General features: G+C 66.4%; 15 protein-coding genes and 1 tRNA gene. 10 read left to right on the top strand and 6 right to left on the bottom strand.

Annotation, left to right across the window (positions count from 1 at the left end):
• The first annotated feature begins 14 nt into the window (after positions 1-14).
• The 8 genes from C7T96_RS04815 to C7T96_RS04780 all read left to right on the top strand — a co-directional run bounded on the left by C7T96_RS04815 (position 15) and on the right by C7T96_RS04780 (position 10,748).
• Positions 15-1,076 carry a hypothetical protein gene (locus tag C7T96_RS04815; protein WP_106570070.1) on the top strand — a complete coding sequence of 354 codons (1,062 nt, stop codon included), beginning with the start codon at positions 15-17 and terminating at the stop codon, positions 1,074-1,076.
• Between the two features lie 81 nt (positions 1,077-1,157).
• Positions 1,158-2,447: a Tol-Pal system beta propeller repeat protein TolB gene (tolB, locus tag C7T96_RS04810; protein WP_238719801.1), complete on the top strand. Its 1,290-nt coding sequence runs from the start codon at positions 1,158-1,160 to the stop codon at positions 2,445-2,447.
• A gap of 219 nt (positions 2,448-2,666) precedes the next feature.
• A complete protein-coding gene (pal, locus tag C7T96_RS04805) occupies positions 2,667-3,164 on the top strand; it encodes a peptidoglycan-associated lipoprotein Pal (protein ID WP_106570068.1) in 498 nt (165 codons plus the stop codon).
• 147 nt (positions 3,165-3,311) lie between these two features.
• Positions 3,312-4,232, top strand: coding sequence for a tol-pal system protein YbgF (ybgF, locus tag C7T96_RS04800; protein WP_199190415.1), 921 nt, complete (start codon positions 3,312-3,314; stop codon positions 4,230-4,232).
• The gene (gene tilS, locus C7T96_RS04795) at positions 4,226-5,560 is read left to right on the top strand and encodes a tRNA lysidine(34) synthetase TilS (RefSeq protein WP_158264309.1); all 1,335 of its coding nucleotides are present in this window, start codon (positions 4,226-4,228) and stop codon (positions 5,558-5,560) included. The genes ybgF and tilS overlap by 7 nt, the downstream gene beginning before the upstream one ends.
• A 117-nt stretch (positions 5,561-5,677) precedes the next feature.
• Complete coding sequence (gene ftsH / locus C7T96_RS04790; RefSeq protein ID WP_106570066.1) at positions 5,678-7,618, top strand: ATP-dependent zinc metalloprotease FtsH; 1,941 nt, start codon at positions 5,678-5,680, stop codon at positions 7,616-7,618.
• A gap of 202 nt (positions 7,619-7,820) precedes the next feature.
• The gene (locus tag C7T96_RS04785; RefSeq protein WP_106570065.1) at positions 7,821-9,119 is read left to right on the top strand and encodes an adenylosuccinate synthase; all 1,299 of its coding nucleotides are present in this window, start codon (positions 7,821-7,823) and stop codon (positions 9,117-9,119) included.
• Between the two features lie 72 nt (positions 9,120-9,191).
• Positions 9,192-10,748, top strand: a complete 1,557-nt coding sequence (locus C7T96_RS04780) for a hypothetical protein (protein WP_106570064.1) — start codon at positions 9,192-9,194, stop codon at positions 10,746-10,748.
• A 260-nt stretch (positions 10,749-11,008) separates the two neighbouring features.
• Here C7T96_RS04780 and rpoH read toward each other — a convergent pair whose 3' ends face one another.
• Both rpoH and C7T96_RS04770 read right to left on the bottom strand, forming a co-directional pair.
• Positions 11,009-11,920: an RNA polymerase sigma factor RpoH gene (gene rpoH, locus C7T96_RS04775; protein WP_106570063.1), complete on the bottom strand. Its 912-nt coding sequence runs from the start codon at positions 11,918-11,920 to the stop codon at positions 11,009-11,011.
• A 175-nt stretch (positions 11,921-12,095) separates the two neighbouring features.
• The gene (locus C7T96_RS04770; RefSeq protein ID WP_106570062.1) at positions 12,096-13,109 is read right to left on the bottom strand and encodes an RluA family pseudouridine synthase; all 1,014 of its coding nucleotides are present in this window, start codon (positions 13,107-13,109) and stop codon (positions 12,096-12,098) included.
• A gap of 104 nt (positions 13,110-13,213) precedes the next feature.
• Here C7T96_RS04770 and C7T96_RS04765 point away from each other — a divergent pair, with 104 nt between their 5' ends.
• Positions 13,214-13,609: a fimbrial protein gene (locus C7T96_RS04765; protein ID WP_106570061.1), complete on the top strand. Its 396-nt coding sequence runs from the start codon at positions 13,214-13,216 to the stop codon at positions 13,607-13,609.
• A gap of 247 nt (positions 13,610-13,856) precedes the next feature.
• Positions 13,857-13,932 (top strand) — tRNA-Glu (locus C7T96_RS04760).
• Positions 13,933-13,991: 59 nt separating this feature from the next.
• Here the strand turns inward: C7T96_RS04760 and C7T96_RS04755 are convergent.
• The 4 genes from C7T96_RS04755 to C7T96_RS04740 all read right to left on the bottom strand — a co-directional run bounded on the left by C7T96_RS04755 (position 13,992) and on the right by C7T96_RS04740 (position 17,386).
• The gene (locus tag C7T96_RS04755) at positions 13,992-14,678 is read right to left on the bottom strand and encodes a hypothetical protein (protein ID WP_106570060.1); all 687 of its coding nucleotides are present in this window, start codon (positions 14,676-14,678) and stop codon (positions 13,992-13,994) included.
• Entirely contained in the window at positions 14,675-15,241 is a 567-nt protein-coding gene (locus C7T96_RS04750; RefSeq protein ID WP_106570059.1) for a sigma-70 family RNA polymerase sigma factor, read from the bottom strand. The genes C7T96_RS04755 and C7T96_RS04750 overlap by 4 nt, the downstream gene beginning before the upstream one ends.
• Before the next feature lie 177 nt (positions 15,242-15,418).
• Positions 15,419-15,796 carry a hypothetical protein gene (locus C7T96_RS04745; RefSeq protein WP_106570058.1) on the bottom strand — a complete coding sequence of 126 codons (378 nt, stop codon included), beginning with the start codon at positions 15,794-15,796 and terminating at the stop codon, positions 15,419-15,421.
• 171 nt (positions 15,797-15,967) lie between these two features.
• The gene (locus C7T96_RS04740; protein WP_158264308.1) at positions 15,968-17,386 is read right to left on the bottom strand and encodes a S8 family serine peptidase; all 1,419 of its coding nucleotides are present in this window, start codon (positions 17,384-17,386) and stop codon (positions 15,968-15,970) included.
• Positions 17,387-17,453: the final 67 nt, after the last annotated feature.

Here is a 17,453-nt window from a genome sequence, read left to right as displayed (position 1 = left end):
GGTTCTGGCAGATCATGAAAGCGGGTCTCGTCACCTCGACGGTGCTGCATGCCGCGGTGCTGAGTTTCGGCTTGGTGACGCTGTCGGCGCCGCGCGCCTATGAAGCCGCCGAGGAACAGGCGGTGATGGTCGACACCATCCCGGTGGAGGAATGGACCCGCCTGCAGACCGGTGACAAGGACGCGCCGGCCGCCGATCAGCCGGCACCCTTGCCGACGGAACGGCCCGACTTGGTCGACGATGCCGAACGGGTCGGAGAGAATGCCGTCGACACCGACGCGCCGCCGGTGCCCGATCCGAAGCCGAAACCGGTTGAGACCGCCGCCTTGCCGGAAGCGCAGCCCGAACCCGTGCCCGCCCCCGACCCGACGCCGGACCCGGCCGAGGCCCAGCCCGACGAGGCCGCACCCGCCCCAGTTCCGGCAACCGAAATCCGACCCGAGCCGCAGCCGAAACAGGACGTCAAGCCCGATCCCGCACCCGAAGCCGTGGCGACGGAAAGCCCGGATGCGGACGCTGCGGACCTGCCGGACTCCGCGCCCGCGCCGCAGGCGCGGCCGACCCCGCCCGAGGCGCAGACGGCCAAGGCGCCCGAGCGCAAGGACGCCGACAAGCCGAAGACCGAACAGGTGCGCAAGCCGCAATCGGAGAGCACGGAGAACCTGCTCGACGACGTGGCGGCGCTGCTCAACAAGGAAAAGCCCTCCGGCGGCGGCGCCAAGCGCTCGAACCGCGAAGCCTCGCTCGGCGCGGAAACCAAGCGCCCGGCCGAAAAACTGTCGCGCAGCGAAATGGACGCGCTGCGCCAGCGGCTGGGCGGATGCTGGTCGCTCCCGGCCGGTATCGTCGACTATGAACTGCTCAAGGTGTCGGTGCGCTTCCGGCTCGACCGGGCCGGAAATCTCGACGGGCCGCCGGAACTGATCAAGGGCGGTGCCAGTTCCGGACCTGGCCGCACCGCTGCCGAATCGGCTCTGCGGGCGGTGCAGAAATGCGCGCCGTTCAACCTGCCTGGCGACAAATACGAGACATGGTCCGAGGTCATTGTTCACTTCGATCCAACCGATATGTTCTAGATTCTCGGCTGGCGCGACCGATACCGCCAGGCCACCGATCCTGATGAAGGGACCGACATGACATCTATTTTCAGATCCGTGATGCTTGCCGTGACGCTGGCGCTCGTCGGCGTTATGACGACGCAACCGGCGCGCGCGCTGGTGGAGATCGACGTCAACAAGGGCGTGATCGAGCCGCTGCCGATCGCCATCACCGAATTCCTGTCCGGCGACACGCTCGGCAAGGAGATTTCCGACATCGTCGCGGCCGACCTGCAACGCTCCGGGCTGTTCGCGCCGATCGACCGCGGCGCCTTTATCGAGAAGATCTCCAACCCCGACGCCGCACCGCGGTTCGAGGACTGGAAGGTGATCAACGCCCAGGCCCTCGTCACCGGCCGCGTCACCCAGGAAAGCGACGGGCGCGTGCGGGCCGAATTCCGGCTTTGGGACACGTTTGCCGGCCAGCAACTGATCGGCGAACAGTTCTTCGCCTCCAAGGCCAATACGCGCCGCGTCGCCCACATCATCGCCGACGCGATCTACGAGCGCCTGACCGGCGAAAAGGGCTATTTCGATACCCGCATCGTCTTCATCGACGAATCCGGTCCGAAGAACCAGCGCAAGAAGAGGTTGGCGATCATGGACCAGGACGGTGCCAATGCACGTTACCTGTCCGATGGTCGGGCGATCGCGCTGACGCCGCGCTTTTCGCCCAACAGGCAGGAAATCACCTATATGTCGTACGAAAGCGGCCAGCCGCAGGTCTATCTTCTGCAGATCGAGACGGGACAGCGCGAACTGGTCGGCAATTTCCCGGGCATGACGTTTGCGCCGCGCTTCTCGCCCGACGGACAGAAGGTGATCATGAGCCTGCTGCGCGACGACGGCAATTCCAACATCTACACGCTGGACCTGCGCAGCCGCACGACCACCCGGTTGACCGATTCGAGCGCGATCGACACCTCGCCGTCCTATTCGCCCGACGGCACGCAGATCGTGTTCACCTCGGATCGCGGCGGACGGGCGCAGATCTACGTCATGAACGCCGACGGCTCCAACCAGCGCCGCATCTCGTTCGGCGACGGCTCCTACTCCACCCCGGTCTGGTCGCCGCGCGGCGATCTGATCGCCTTCACCAAACAGTCGGGCGGCGAGTTCCAGATCGGCGTCATGCGCACCGATGGCTCCGGCGAACGAATCCTGTCGAGCGGTTTCAGCCAGGAAGGGCCGACCTGGGCCCCGAACGGCCGGGTGATCATGTTCTTCCGCCAGCCTGCCGGCTCGGCGGGCCCGCGGCTGTTCTCCATCGATCTGACCGGACGGAACGAACAGCCGATCGCCAGCCCCAATTTTGCGTCCGACCCGGCCTGGTCGCCCTTGCTGGAATAAGGCCGGCCGCGCGCATTTCGTCGCGGATGCGGCAAATTCCGGCGGATGGGTCGTGTTTCCGCCGTATTTCGCCATCATCTGCGCAGCCAGAGGCTGTTGGACGGACGGCCATGCCCATCGGGTAACGAAGAATTAACCGCGTTTCTTGGCTGCCGCTTAACCCCGATGTGGTTACTGGAGCGTCAAAGAAACCCATACATTTGCGAAGGAGTGGCGGTCATGCGCCGTATCGCAGCGCTTACACGGAATCCGGCGGCCATCGCGCTTTTCATGGCGCTTGCCGTGACGGGATGCGCGTCGAAGAAGGTTCCCAACAACCCGGCCGATCTCGGCCTGGGCTCGGCCACACCCGGCTCGACCCAGGATTTCACCGTCAATGTCGGCGACCGTATCTTCTTCGATACCGATTCCACGCTGATCCGGGCCGACGCCCAGGCGACGCTGGCCAAGCAGGCGCAATGGCTGAACCAGTACGGTTCCTACGCCATCACGGTCGAGGGCCATGCCGACGAGCGCGGCACGCGCGAATACAACCTCGCGCTCGGTGCGCGGCGGGCGGCGGCGACCCGCGACTTCCTGGTGGCGCGCGGCGTCGCGGCCAACCGCATCAAGACGATCACCTACGGCAAGGAACGGCCGGTGGCGGTGTGCGACGACATTTCCTGCTGGTCGCAGAACCGCCGTGCCGTCACGGTGCTGAGCGGCGCGGGAAGCTGACCCGGTCGGGGCCGATTTGCGTGATCGATCGCGATGCCGCGTGCGTTCGGGATCGATCACCAAAATTTGGCCGAACTCGCGGGCACTGATAGTATTGAGACGGGTTTTTACATGCCCGGCAATTCTGTCCCCGAAGCGAGACATTGGATGAAACCGAATAGACTTATCTGGGCGGTGGCCATGCTGCCGCTCCTGCTGGGCGGTCCCGCCAGTGCCGGTTCCCCGGCGGCCTTGGCGCGGGCCGATATTGCCTCTGCCGCGGCCCAGCCGAACGGCTTGGGAGGCAGCCTCCTGCACCGGGTCCAGGCGACCGACCCGCGCGTCGGCCAGCTTGAAGAGCAGGTACGCCAGCTGACCGGCAAGGTCGAGGAACTGACCTTCATGATCCTGCAGATGCAGGATCAGGTGCGCAAGATGCAGGAAGACAACGAGTTCCGCTTCCAGCAGCTCGAGGAAAAGCGTTCGGACGCCGGCACGACCGCTGCCGAGCGCCGCACGGCGGAGGCCGGGCCGCCGGCGCGTGGCGACCCGCCACGCACGCTGGGCACCATCGATTTCGACGCCGACGGCAATCCGACCGGCGGCGTCGCGGCCACGGATGAGGGAACCCTGCCGGGGGTGGAGATCGCCAAGCCCGATGGCGGCGATACAGACGGAACGGTGGTGGCGGCCCTGCCGGACACCAACGATCCCGAGGAGCTCTACCGCAATGCCTATTCCTTCATCCTTTCGGGCGACTACCCGACGGCGGAGGCCGGCTTTCGCGAGCATATCGCGCGCTTCCCCAACGATGCAAAGGCGCCCGATGCCCACTACTGGCTCGGCGAGGCGCTGCTCGGCATGGAACAGTATCGCAGCGCGGCGGAGGTGTTTTTGAACGCCAGCCGCGACTATGCCGATTCGCGCAAGGCGCCGGACATGCTGCTGAAGCTTGGCGTGTCGCTCGCCGCGCTGAACCAGCGCGACGTCGCCTGCGCCACCTATCTGGAGATCGGCAAACGCTACCGCGATATTTCGCCGGCGCTGAAGGAACGGGTGAAGGCCGAACAGGCGCTCGCCGGTTGCTGAGCACGCCCGCAGCCGACCCGCCCCCCCTTTTTTCCGATCTCGTCCTTCCCGCGACCGGACCGGTCATCGTCGCGGTATCGGGCGGCGGCGATTCGCTCGCCCTGCTTGTTCTTCTCAACGATCATTTCAGCCGGTATGCGCGCGAGCGGACAATCCTCGCCGTCACCGTCGATCACGGCCTGCGTCCCGACGCCGCGCGCGAGGCGCGCCATGTCGGCGCCGTGTGCGCGCAGCTCGGCATCGCCCATCGCATTCTCTCCTGGCAGGGCGCCAAGCCCGACACCGGGCTGATGGCGGCGGCGCGCCAGGCGCGCTACGACCTGCTCTTTCGGGCCGCGCAGGAAAGTGGCGCGGCGATGATCATGACCGCCCACACACGCGACGACCAGGCGGAGACGGTTTTCATGCGCCGTGCACGCGGTGCGGGTCGCGGCCTTGCTGGCATCGCGCCGGCGACCCTGGTGCGCGGCCGGGTATGGACGGTGCGTCCGCTGCTCGACATGTCGCGCGCGGCCCTGCGCGATGTCTTGCGTATGCGCGGCCTCGCCTGGGTCGACGATCCCAGCAATCAGGATTGCACTTATGAGCGGGTGCGGGCGCGCGCGTGTCTCGCGGCCGACCCCGGTCTGACGGACGCGCTGGTGGCCGCGGGCCGCGCGGCGCGCGAAAAGCGCGTCGCGCTCGGCTTGCGCGCGGCGGCGATCGTGCGTGCGCGCGCGCGGATGCCGGCGCCCGGCCTGGTTCGCCTCGGCCGCGATCTCGTCGATACCGACGACACGGCCGCAGCCGGTCTTGCCGTATCCGCCCTGGTCGCGGCGGTGGGGGGGCGTGCGCGGCTCGTCGAGGACGGCCGGGCGGAAAAATTGTTGGCCCGGCTCGCCCAAGCTTCGGTGCGCACGACGCTGGCGGGAGCGGTCGTCGATGTGCGCAAGGCCGGCATCTTCCTTTATCGCGAGCTGCGTGCCGGCTGGACCGGCACCGTGCCGGCCCGCGCCGGGACGCTGTGGGACCGACGCTACCGGATCGTTGCCACCCCTGCCAGCGCGGTCGCGGTGGAGGCGCGCGGACGCGGGCGCTCCGGCGAAGCGCTGGGCGCCGACGCCGACTGCCCGGCCGCCTTGCGGCGCGCGGGGCTGGCGGGAGAACCGGTATTCGTCAACGCACAGGGCCGCGCCATCGCGGACGACGCGGGCGGTTTCGCGCCTGTCGTGGCGCCCTTCGCCTGCTATCTGCCGGCGTTCGATTTCGAGTTGGCCGCCGCGCTCGGCGCGGTGTTTGGCTGCCCGGCCCCGCCGGCATCGCCATTGCGCGGTCACAATGCCGCATAAACTCCTTAACCGCGCCGGAGCCAATCGCTTGGCAACGGCGTTGCCCAACCCTATGTTAGGTCCAACACTGGGCCAGGCACACGCGTCGCCGCATCTGACGCGTACGGGACGTAACGTATGAATCCAAATTACCGCAATCTCGCGCTTTGGGCGATCATCGCCGTGTTGCTGATCGCGCTGTTCAATCTGTTTCAAACGCCGCAACAGCGCGGCAGTTCGCGCGAGATCGCCTATTCCGAGTTCATCCAGGAAGTATCGTCCGGCCGCGTAAAATCGGTCACGATATCGGGCGAGCGTATCACCGGTACCTATAATGACGGCGGCGGCAGCTTCCAGACCTATTCTCCCGGCGATCCGTCTTTGGTGACGCGCCTCGAAGAGCGCGGCGTGACCATCAATGCACGTCCCGAATCCGACGGTAGCAACACGCTGCTCGGCTATCTGATCTCCTGGCTGCCGATGATCCTGATCCTCGGCGTGTGGATATTCTTCATGCGCCAGATGCAGTCCGGCTCCGGCCGCGCCATGGGGTTCGGCAAGTCGAAAGCCAAGCTTTTGACGGAAGCGCACGGTCGCGTGACGTTTGCCGACGTGGCCGGCGTCGATGAGGCGAAGGAGGACCTCGAGGAGATCGTGGAGTTCCTACGCGATCCGCAGAAATTCCAGCGCCTGGGCGGTAAAATCCCGCGCGGCGTGCTGCTCGTCGGCCCGCCCGGAACCGGCAAGACGCTGTTGGCGCGCTCGGTCGCCGGCGAGGCCAACGTGCCCTTCTTCACCATTTCGGGCTCGGATTTCGTCGAAATGTTCGTCGGTGTGGGTGCAAGCCGCGTGCGCGACATGTTCGAGCAGGCCAAGAAGAACGCGCCCTGCATCATCTTCATCGACGAAATCGATGCGGTCGGCCGCCATCGCGGTGCCGGCCTCGGCGGCGGCAATGACGAGCGCGAGCAGACGCTCAATCAGCTGCTGGTCGAGATGGATGGCTTCGAGACCAATGAGGGCATCATCCTGATCGCGGCGACCAACCGGCCCGACGTGCTCGACCCTGCGCTGCTGCGCCCGGGCCGTTTCGACCGGCAGGTGGTGGTGCCCAACCCGGATGTATCCGGCCGCGAGAAGATCCTGAAGGTGCATGTGCGCAACGTGCCGCTGGCGCCGAATGTCGACCTGAAGGTCCTGGCGCGTGGCACGCCCGGCTTCTCGGGTGCCGATCTCGCCAATCTGGTCAACGAGGCCGCCTTGCTGGCCGCGCGGCGCAACAAGCGGCTCGTCACCATGGCCGAGTTCGAGGACGCCAAGGACAAGGTGATGATGGGCGCGGAGCGGCGCTCGCATGCCATGACCCAGGAGGAAAAGGAACTCACCGCCTTCCACGAGGCCGGGCATGCGATCGTGGCGCTCAACGTGCCGTCGTCAGACCCGCTGCACAAGGCAACGATCATTCCGCGCGGCCGCGCGCTGGGCATGGTCATGCAGTTGCCCGAGGGCGACCGCTACTCGATGAGCTACAAATACATGATCTCGCGGCTGGCGATCATGATGGGCGGCCGCGTGGCGGAGGAAATCAAGTTCGGCAAGGAAAATATCACCTCCGGAGCCGCGTCCGACATCGACCAGGCGACCAAGCTGGCGCGCGCCATGGTCACGCGCTGGGGCTTTTCCGATAAGCTCGGCCAGGTTGCCTATGGCGACAATCAGGAGGAAGTCTTCCTCGGCCACTCCGTGGCGCGCCAGCAAAACATGTCGGAGGAAACCCAGCAGCTCATCGACGCCGAGGTGCGGCGCCTGATCGACGAGGCCTACGATGCCGCACGCAGCATCCTGACCAAGAAGAAGAAGGCCTGGATCGCGATCGCCGAAGGGCTTCTGGAATACGAGACGCTGTCCGGCGACGAGATCAAGCAACTGATCGCCGGTCAAAAGCCTTCGCGCGACCAGGGCGACGATACGCCGCCCTCGCGCGGGTCGGCGGTGCCGAAGGCGGGCCATCGCAGCGAAGGCAAGAAGTCGGGCGGCGACGAACCCGAAGGGGGCATGGAACCGCAGCCTCAGGGCTGAATCCAGCCCGACAGGGGCCCATGCGCGGCGTCTCTTGATCGACTACGCCTGAACAGGCAGCGGCCGTACCGAATGTCGGTGCGGCCGTTTCGCGAGGCTGTTTTGCCGGCCGGCGCGTGAGAGCCATTCCATTCGGGCGTGAAAGCGGCTAGAAGCGCGCCCGTCCGGCGGGTGCGCGGGTAAGTTCGAGAGAGGGTTTTTCATGGCCAACGTGGTGGTCGTCGGCTCGCAATGGGGCGACGAAGGCAAGGGCAAGATCGTCGACTGGCTTTCGGAGCGGGCCGACCTCGTCGTGCGTTTCCAGGGCGGGCACAATGCCGGTCATACGCTCGTCGTCGATGGCGAGGTCTACAAGCTGTCGCTGTTGCCCTCCGGCGTCGTGCGGCCGGGCAAGCTGTCGGTCATCGGCAATGGGGTCGTGTTCGATCCTCACGCTTTCGTCGCCGAAATCGAGCGTTTGCGCGAGCAAGGCGTCGATATCGGTCCATCGCGCCTGAAAATTGCCGAAAACACCGCGCTTATCTTGTCGCTGCATAGGGAACTCGACGGCTATCGCGAAGATGCCGCCTCGAATTCCGGTACGAAAATCGGAACGACCCGCAGGGGCATCGGACCGGCCTACGAAGACAAGGTCGGCCGCCGCGCCATCCGGGTTATGGATCTCGCCGACCCGACGACGCTCGCACGCAAGGTTGATCGATTGCTGACCCACCACAATGCGCTCAGACGCGGTCTGGGCCATCCGGAAGCCGACCCGGGCGTCATCCTGGCCGAGCTTCAGGACGTTGCCGACAAGGTATTGCCCTATATGGATCGGGTGTGGAAAATCCTCGACGACGCGCGCCGGGCCGGCCAGCGCATTCTGTTCGAGGGCGCGCAGGGCAGCCTGCTCGACATCGATCACGGCACCTATCCATTCGTGACCTCCTCCAATACCGTGGCCGGTCAAGCTGCCACCGGTGCCGGCACGGGCCCCGGATCGATCGGCTATGTGCTGGGCATCACCAAGGCCTATACGACGCGGGTGGGCGAGGGACCGTTCCCCAGCGAGCAGGACAACGAGATCGGCGATTTCCTCGGCCAGCAGGGACACGAGTTCGGCACCGTGACCGGGCGCAAGCGGCGCTGCGGCTGGTTCGACGCGGTGTTGGTGCGGCAGTCTGTGGCCGTTAACGGTATGGACGGGATCGCGCTGACCAAACTCGACGTGCTCGACGGTCTCGACGAGATCAAGGTCTGCACCGGCTATCGCCTCGACGGGCGCGAGATCGACTATCTGCCCGCCAGCCAGGGCGCGCAAGCGCGGGTCGAGCCGATCTACGAGACGCTCGAAGGGTGGAAAGACAGCACCAGAGGTGCCAAGAGCTGGAACGACCTGCCGGCCCAGGCCGTCAAATATGTGCGCCATGTGGAAGAACTGATCGGCGCGCCGGTGGCGTTGCTTTCGACCAGTCCCGAGCGTGACGACACCATACTTGTGACGGACCCGTTTCAGGACTAGTTTGGCGCACCGGCGCGGGGCGGGGGCAGGGCCGGTTCGCCGCACGGACAGGAAAGGACAGGTCGGCGACGAATGGCAGATTTCGTAGCGGTTCTGAAAAAAACGATCGGGAATCTCGGCGAAACCACGCCCGAAATTCGTGAAAAGGTCTATCAGAAGGCCCGTGCGACGATTGGCGCCAAGCTGGCGGCCATGAATCCGCCGCCGCCTGAGGCCGTTGCCGAGCGTCAACGCCAGCAGCTCGAAAACGCCATTCGCGAAATCGAGCGCGAATTCCAAGCGAAGGCGCCAGCCGATTCCTCCGATCCGCTCGCGGAACTGGACGCGCTTTTTGCCGACCTTTCCAAACCGAAGCCGGAGAAGACCGAACCCGCGGCCGCCGCCATGCCGGCGGCGAGCGCGACGCCGGCGGTGCCGAAGACCGATCCGTTGCCGGAGGCCGTCAAGCCGGCCACCGAGGCTGCACCTGCCCCCGTTCTCGCTTCGCCGCCTGCGGGCAACCCGGTTCAAGGACCGGAGGTCGACGCGGACGGTCCCTCGGAGGAGGGAGAGGTGCCGCCGCTGGGCGATGCCGAATTCGTACCGCAAGACGTGCCGCCCCCGCCGCCGGACAATCGCGCCAAGCGGCCCGTCGGCCGGTGGGTCGCTGCCGCCGCGGTGGTGGTGCTTGTCGGTGGCGCCTCCTACGCGATGTGGCTCAACAGGGACGGGTTCGCCGGCCTGTTCGGATCTGGGGAAACCGAAATCGCGGCACAGGATGCGGCCGAGGAGACGGCCGCCGCCGAGCCTGCCGCCGAAACGCCGGCGCCCGAGCCGGAGGCGGAGACGGCCGCGGCGCCGGATCCCGTCGCGCCTGACGAGACGGCTGCCGAGGAGCCGCAGAAATTCACCCAGCGCCTCAACACGGATGGCAGCGAGACCGACGAAGGTCCGGCCGGCGGGGAAGCGACGGTTGGCGAGGGTACCTCTATGGCCGCGGCTACGCCGCCCGACAGCGAACCGTTGCCGGGCACGGGCGAGGCGGGTGCGGGCGACACTGCCGGCACGCCCGGCGCCGCCGCCGAGGCCGGCGTACCGGTGGCGCAGAAGGCGATCTTTTACGAGGAACGCACGGCCGTCGCGGAAGGCACAGCCGATTCGGGGGCCGTCGTGTGGTCGCTGGCGCAGGAATCGCCCGGAAACGACCTGCCGCCGGAACCTGCGATCCGCGCCGAGGCGAGCATTCCCGACAAGGATCTGAAGTTGCGTTTGACGATTCGCCGCAACGCCGACCAGACCCTTCCGGCCAGCCATATCGTGGAGCTGATCTTCCTGACGCCGGAAAATTTCGCCAGCGGGCCGATCGACAATGTGCTCCGGATGACGATGAAGGATACCGAGCAGGCGGCCGGCAATCCGCTGCGCGGCATTCCCGCCAAGATCGCCGACGGGTTTTTCCTCGTCGCGCTCAACGACGCCGAAACCGACATCGCGCAGAACATGCGCATGCTGCGCGACCAGAACTGGATCGATCTGCCGATCGTCTACAAATCGGGCCGGCGGGCATTGGTGACGATGGAAAAGGGTCTGCCGGGGGAAAAGGTCTTCGACGAAGCGTTGAAGGCGTGGGAGGCCGCCTCCAGCGGATAGCTCTCTCATCGTCGAGCGCGACGGCAACGGCCGGCCTGTGAGTGTCGCGGTCCTGATAGGCAGCGCCGGCTTTACCTGTCGAATCCGTATCGCGGCGTGCCCCAGCCGCGCGCCCAAGTCCCGGCGCTCAAGCCGTTCGATGTCACAATGAGCTTCGGGGAGCCGTCAGGCCTTCAAAAACCTATGCAAACGGCGACGCGGCTCGCGGGAACGCGACCCGCACGACCCGCACGACAAGGCCGCAGCCCGCGCCGCTGCAATCAGGCGGCAGCGCCGGCATCAATGGTGCGAACGGCCTGATCCTTGCGCTTGGCCGCCGCCTTGACGGCTTCCTGGACCTTTTCGAAGGCGCGGACCTCGATCTGGCGCACGCGCTCGCGCGAGATGTCGAATTCGCCCGAAAGCTCTTCGAGCGTGAGCGGGTCTTCCGACAGGCGGCGGGCTTCGAAGATTCGCCTTTCACGCTCGTTGAGCACGTCGAGCGCCTCGCCGAGCATGCCGCGCCGGTTTTCCAGCTCGTCCTGCTCGACCAGGATTTCTTCCTGCGAACGGCTGGTATCGACCAGCCAGTCCTGCCATTCGCCCGATTCGCCTTCCGTCGCGCGGATCGGCGCGTTGAGCGAGGCGTCACCGGAAAGCCGGCGGTTCATCGAGATAACTTCTTCCTCGCTGACGTTGAGCCGGGTGGCGATCTCGCTCACCTGTTCGGGGTTAAGATCGCCGTCGTCGAGCGCCTGAATCTTGCTCTTGACCTTGCGCAGGTTGAAGAACAACCGCTTCTGATTGGCCGTGGTGCCCATCTTGACCAGGCTCCAGGAGCGCAAAATATATTCCTGGATCGCCGCCTTGATCCACCACATCGCATAGGTGGCGAGGCGAAAGCCGCGCTCGGGCTCGAATTTCTTCACGGCCTGCATAAGGCCGACATTGCCTTCCGAGATGACTTCGCCGATCGGCAGGCCATAACCACGGTAGCCCATGCCGATCTTGGCCACGAGCCGCAGATGGCTGGTGACGAGCCGATGTGCGGCGTCGGTGTCGCCATGTTCGTGATACCGTTTGGCGAGCATGTATTCTTCTTCGGGCTGCAGCATGGGAAATCGGCGGATTTCCTCAAGATAGCGGCTGAGGCCGCCTTCTCCCGATACGATACTGGGTAATGTCTGGGCCATAAAGCACCCTCCCTCCAATGGATTTTGCCCCCGGAGACCGGCGGGCCTGTGAGGCGCGGCCGCATAAAAGACGCACCGCAGCCATATAGGAAATATAGGTAGAATTCGGGCGATTTCACGGTTTTTGCCGCCGAAAATCACCTTCACACAAAAGTGAACTTAAAATATCAACTTTTTATGGCGCACGCAAGCAGGCCGCCAGGCGCGCGAGGTCGTCCGGCAAGGCGGTTTCGAAGCGCATGGCTTCGCCACTGAGTGGATGCCGGAAGCCGAGCAGGCGGGCATGCAGCGCCTGGCGCGGAAAGGCGAGCGCCAGATCGCGTGCCGGTTCGCGCAGGCGGTTGGCCTTGGTCCGCAGGGCGCGGCCATAATCCGGGTCGCCGATCAACGGGTGGCCGATATGGGCGAGATGAACCCGAATCTGGTGGGTGCGCCCGGTTTCCAGGCGGCAGTCGAGCAAGGCGGCCGCATCGGCCGTGCCGTCGGCGGCGCGATAGCGCTCGATCACCTTGTAGTGGGTGACGGCCTGACGGGCGTCGGGACGGTCGGGCGCGACCACCGCGCGGCGGGTGCGGTCCTTCGACGACCGGCCGAGCGCAGCCTCGATCGTGCCGGTGTCGCGCTCGGGCGCCCCCCAGGCGAAGGCCGCATAGGCACGCTCGAGCGTGCCGTCGCGGCCGTGATCGGCAAAGGCTGCGGCCAGACCGCGATGGGCGGCGTCGGATTTGGCCACCACCATCACACCGCTGGTGTCCTTGTCGAGCCGATGCACGATGCCGGGGCGACGCACCCCGCCGACACCCGAAAGGGATGGACCGCAATGGTGAAGCAGTGCGTTGACCAGCGTCCCGGTCCAATTGCCGGCGGCGGGATGAACGACCATGCCGGCCGGCTTGTTGATGACGATCAGATGGTCGTCCTCGAACAGGATGTCGAGCGCGATCGCCTCGGCTTGCGGATCGGCCGGTTCCGGCTCGGGCAGGACCAGCGCGACGCGATCGCCGGCGGCGAGCTTGTGCTTGGGCTCACGCACCACCTGGTCGCCGACCGTGACGGCGCCGGCCTTGACCAGGCCCTGGATGCGACTGCGCGACAGCGCGCCGTCCAGGCTGCCGGCGAGCCACTGGTCGAGCCGGCTGCCGGCGGCCCCTTCGGCGACGATCAGGCGACGTTGGTCGCCGGCGCGCATGTCCGCGTGACTTTGCCTCATGTCGACGCCTCTTTCCATCGCGTGGTGCCTCGGCTATCAGGAGCGCTCGTCATGATCGCCCGTCCGCTATGGAAGTACCGTCCATGGAACGACCACAATTTGCCTCCGACGAAGCCGAAGACAAGCCGCTCGATCCGGCTGCCGAAAAAGTGCGCCGCAAGCTGGTCCGGTTCATCGCGATCAATCTGGGAATCCTGTTCGTGGCCGTTATGGCCGTGCTCGGGGCGGTTGTCTACAAGGTGAGCTTTTCCGGCGACGCGCCCGAAACCGCCGGCGACAGCCCGGTTCCCGCACCTGCCGACACGCCGTTCGTCGAAGCCGAGATCGTCTTGCCTGCCGGTGCGCAGATCCTGTCGCAGTCGCTGTCGGGCGATCGGGTCGCGCTGCATGTCGCGCTGCCGGACGGGCAGGCGGCGATCTACATTTACGATGTGCGCGGGCGCCGGCTTCTGGGCCGCTACGACATTCGCGCTCAGTGAATTTCCGTCGCCGGACCGCGACCGTCGCCGTCTCGTGCTTTCGCGAAGCGCCCCGGCGCGAGAGGTGTCGCATGACGGCCGTGTTACACAGTCGCTGCGGCAATCTGTGGGACCCGGTCGATCCCCGGCAAGGCTGACCCCGCAAGCGGCAAACCGCTGCATGCCGCTCCTCGCGGCGAAATGTCGATTGGGCGCAGCGCGATGTTGCATTTGTTCGCGCGAAGGCCTATATCGGCGCGGTTCCCGGGCTCCCATCGTCTAGTGGTCTAGGACGCCGCCCTCTCACGGCGGAAACAGGGGTTCGAGTCCCCTTGGGAGTGCCAATTTTTCGTTTCACGATTCGGCTATCGGCGTCGCGCTCTCGCGCGGGCGACCGCCATACTTATTCGCTCGGCAATACCAGGGCGAACAAGGCCGGCTCGGCGCGCAGCCGCGCCGCCAGCGCATCCTGATCGGCGGCCTCGGCGAAGCGCAGCTTGAACAGGCCGCCCGGAAGCGGGCCGTCGACGATGCGCCCGCCCGCGCGGTCGAGAAAGGCGGCGAGTGCGGCCATGTCGAGATCGGGCGCGAACTGGACGAGTACGGCCAGCCCCCCGGCCTGCGCGCCCTCGTCCTCTTCGCTGGCGACCGTGAAACCGTTCCCGTCTTCGCTCGTGCCGATCAGCGAGACGAGCAGCCCGGCCTGAACGGCGATCAGGAGGGCGGCGGCGAGAGCGGCAACGGCCAGCCGCGGCGGCGACAGAAGCTGCGACAGCCAGGCGCCGAATCGGGCCAGAGGGCCTTCCTGTAAAGACCGGGCGGGCCTTGCCTGGTGGGTTTCGGCAGGGTGCGGCGTGGCATTGAGCGCGGCCTCGAAGCGCGCCGCCATCGAGGCGGGGACCGGCTCCTCGGCGATCAACTCGAGCGCGGCCTCGCGATCCTGGCGTACCAGGGCGAGGCTGTCGGCCAGTCCAGCATCGGATTCGAGCGCTGCCTCGACGCGCCGACGCTCCTCTTCCTCGAGGGTGCCGGCCGCGTACCACGGCAACAGCAGTTCCAGCGCCTCGCGTTCGTCATGGGTCAGGGTCATGGCCAACCTCTATCAAGTCCCGCCCGCGCCATCAGCGCCGAAAGGTTTTTGCGGGCGTAAAACATGCGCGTCTTGACGGTCGCCTCGGGGATCCCGACGATGTCGCTGATCTCGCGGACCGACTTTTCCTGGTAGTAGACCAGATCGATCACCTCGCGGTGCTCGACGGAGAGCTGCTCGATGCAGGCGCGCAATCTCTTGCCCTTGTCCGCTTTCTGTGCGGCCACTTCCGGCGTGTCGCCCGGTTCCTCCCAGTTTTCCAGCGCCGCGTCGGACTCGACGGTCGGTTTTTGGCGCCGCAGCGCCGAGAGCGCTTTGTAGCGGGCGATCGCCAGCAGCCAGGTCGAAACCTGGGCGCGGCCCTCGAACGTGTTGCCGCCCTTCCACAAATCGACGAAGACGTCGTTGACCAGGTCCTCGGCCACGGCGCCGTCGCGGGTCAAACGCAGCAGATAGTGATAGAGGCGCTTGGAATGGCGCGTGTAAAGCGTCTGCATGGCCGCACGGTCGCCCGTGCCGATCCGGCTCAACAAGACCGTATCCGTTTCCTGCGCACCCTGCATCAGCGTGGCTGGCCCTCCCGGCGGTCGGCGGCTGCCGCGACCGCATGAGCGTATCGGTGCAGCCTAGCCGATGTTTTGGTCCAGGTGAAACATGCGGCGCCTTCATGGCCGGTCTCCGATCTGTCGCGACGTCAGGCCCGCCGGGAACGGCGAGCCTGATGCCGGTTTTCACCGTGTTCAGCGCGAAATATGGATACCGAAACCGCCGATGCCGAAGGTGATGACGGTGCGGGTGCCATTGCCGTTGCCGATCGCGGTGATGCTGGTGCCGGTGCGCCGGTCGTAGGAGCTCGCCCAGGGCACGCTGCGGCGCTTGCCTTTGCGCAGCATGGGTTTGCGGTGCGGAATCCGCTTCACGATCTTGCCGCGCTTGTTGCGGTGGGTCTCAAGACGCGAACCGTCGCGGCGGCCGCGCGAGGTGACGGTCGAGCCGTCGGGGTTGTGCATGCGGGCAAACGGAAGCCCGGCGCCGTCGCGGGCATAGGCTGCGGCGGGTGCGACAGCGGTGGCGATAAGACCGGATACGATCGCGGTGGTGAGCAGTTTGGTCAGCATGGTGTCCTCCAGGGTTTCTTCTTGCCAGGCCCGAAAGCCATGTCCGTTGGTCGCGACGGGGTGGCAAAAGGTTCACAAACCGCGGAGGAAAAGCCGCCTTCTTCTTCAAGCCATTGAATTTATAAGAAATATTTTTGCTTGTGCGGGGTCGATGCGCGCGTGCGTTGTGCCTCAGGACCCGAACCGGCTTATGGCGCTGCCGGCATCGGGCAGGCCGGCGCCGTAGACCGGATCGACGCCGGGGTCGCCGAGGTCGTGCGAGGACGCCGCCAGCGCGTCGAGAAGCGCTTTGGCCGACAGGCTCTTGGCGCGGCCGAGTAGCAGCGCGGCCAGTCCGCTGACATGGGCCGCCGCCAGAGAGGTGCCGGACGACACGACATAGCGTCCGCCTGGCGCGATGCCGAGAATCTCGACACCGGGTGCGGCGAGCGCGACATAGTCGCCCCGATTGGCCTTCGCGAACACGGCGTCGTCGCGGTCGGTCGCGGTTACCGCGATCACCCCGGCATAGGCGGCCGGGTAGAGCGGCGGCGCCTCGGGGCCGGCATTGCCGGCGGCCGCGACCGCGATCATGCCGCGTCGCCCCATGCCGGCGACGCTGCGCGCGATCAGCGGGTCCTTTGGGCCGGCGAAGCTCATATTGACCAGGCGGGCACCCCATTCATAAGCATGGTCGATGGCCGCGGCGACCCGCCACGAACTGCTGTTGACCGTGCCGGAAGCCCTGTCGACGTCGAAGGCGGCAATGCCGATCATCTTCACGTCCGGCGCGATGCCGCGCAACGTGCCGCGCGAGGCGATCAGCGCGGCGATGGTGCTGCCGTGCTGGTGCGGCTCCGGCGCATTGCCGGTAACGTCGGCAGTCTCCACCGCGGCCGCTTCCAGTTCGGGATGGGTGACGTCAATCGCCGAATCGATCACGGCAACCGGCACGTCCTTGCCGGTCGTGACGGCCTGGGCGGCCTCGATCGCCATCTTGGCGAGCGCGTATTGCGGGCCGCCGGATGCGGTGGCTGCGGCCTGGGCCAGTTCGTAGAGATAGTTGGGCTGGGCGTAGACGACCGTGGCATCGGCCTCCAGGGCGGCGATCACGGTTGTGACCGGCGTGCCATCGACAATGCCGTAGCGGTGGACGGTGATGCCGGCGAGCGCGAAGGTGCGACCTTCCAGATGGCGCAGATTGAGGCGCCGCACCAGAGCGTCCATCGCCGGTTGCGCGGCTCTAAGCCGGTAACGCACGATCACTTCGTCGGCGACGAAACGGGTTTCGCCTGCGGGCGGGCTACCGCTTGGCGCGGTTTCGCTGGGTACACGTGCCCGGGCCTTGCGCCGTGTCGGTTTGCGCGTCGTCCTGCGTGGCGTGGTCGCGTTCTTGCGTGTGGTTGTTGCGGGTTGGGCGGCTGGCGGCGCTTTTCCGGTTTCGGCCTTTTTCGGCTTCGGTGTCGTTTGCTGGCGGGGGTCGACCAGAAGCGCGCCGTCGCGGGCGGTGGCCGTCGAACTGTGCCAGAACACGAGAACGATCCCGACGACGATGGCGAGCGCAAACGCTAACACGTGGCGGCGAAGGTCGGCTGGCGAGGTCTGAAGCATGTGACAAGCGTCCTGCTTCCCCATTCATCGCAAGCCTACCCCATCTTGGCCGCCGATAGAAGCGCCA

Source organism: Nitratireductor sp. StC3 (genome assembly GCF_003015025.1).
In the GTDB taxonomy this organism is placed as follows: Bacteria; Pseudomonadota; Alphaproteobacteria; order Rhizobiales; family Rhizobiaceae; genus Mangrovimarina; species Mangrovimarina alexandrii.
The sequence above is the reverse complement of the archived record's forward strand: the minus strand, read 5'-3'. Positions and strand labels throughout refer to the sequence as shown.

Excerpts from the sequence above, each read along its gene's own strand:
- C7T96_RS04785 (WP_106570065.1), top strand. The coding sequence starts at position 7,821 with ATGGCCAACGTGGTGGTCGTCGGCTCGCAATGGGGCGACGAAGGCAAG.
- C7T96_RS04750 (WP_106570059.1), bottom strand. The coding sequence starts at position 15,241 with ATGCAGGGTGCGCAGGAAACGGATACGGTCTTGTTGAGCCGGATCGGC.
- ftsH (WP_106570066.1), top strand. The coding sequence starts at position 5,678 with ATGAATCCAAATTACCGCAATCTCGCGCTTTGGGCGATCATCGCCGTG.
- C7T96_RS04770 (WP_106570062.1), bottom strand. The coding sequence starts at position 13,109 with ATGCGCGCCGGCGACCAACGTCGCCTGATCGTCGCCGAAGGGGCCGCC.
- C7T96_RS04780 (WP_106570064.1), top strand. The coding sequence starts at position 9,192 with ATGGCAGATTTCGTAGCGGTTCTGAAAAAAACGATCGGGAATCTCGGC.
- C7T96_RS04740 (WP_158264308.1), bottom strand. The coding sequence starts at position 17,386 with ATGCTTCAGACCTCGCCAGCCGACCTTCGCCGCCACGTGTTAGCGTTT.
- pal (WP_106570068.1), top strand. The coding sequence starts at position 2,667 with ATGCGCCGTATCGCAGCGCTTACACGGAATCCGGCGGCCATCGCGCTT.
- ybgF (WP_199190415.1), top strand. The coding sequence starts at position 3,312 with ATGAAACCGAATAGACTTATCTGGGCGGTGGCCATGCTGCCGCTCCTG.
- C7T96_RS04755 (WP_106570060.1), bottom strand. The coding sequence starts at position 14,678 with ATGACCCTGACCCATGACGAACGCGAGGCGCTGGAACTGCTGTTGCCG.
- rpoH (WP_106570063.1), bottom strand. The coding sequence starts at position 11,920 with ATGGCCCAGACATTACCCAGTATCGTATCGGGAGAAGGCGGCCTCAGC.
- tolB (WP_238719801.1), top strand. The coding sequence starts at position 1,158 with ATGCTTGCCGTGACGCTGGCGCTCGTCGGCGTTATGACGACGCAACCG.
- C7T96_RS04745 (WP_106570058.1), bottom strand. The coding sequence starts at position 15,796 with ATGCTGACCAAACTGCTCACCACCGCGATCGTATCCGGTCTTATCGCC.
- C7T96_RS04815 (WP_106570070.1), top strand. The coding sequence starts at position 15 with ATGAAAGCGGGTCTCGTCACCTCGACGGTGCTGCATGCCGCGGTGCTG.
- C7T96_RS04765 (WP_106570061.1), top strand. The coding sequence starts at position 13,214 with ATGGAACGACCACAATTTGCCTCCGACGAAGCCGAAGACAAGCCGCTC.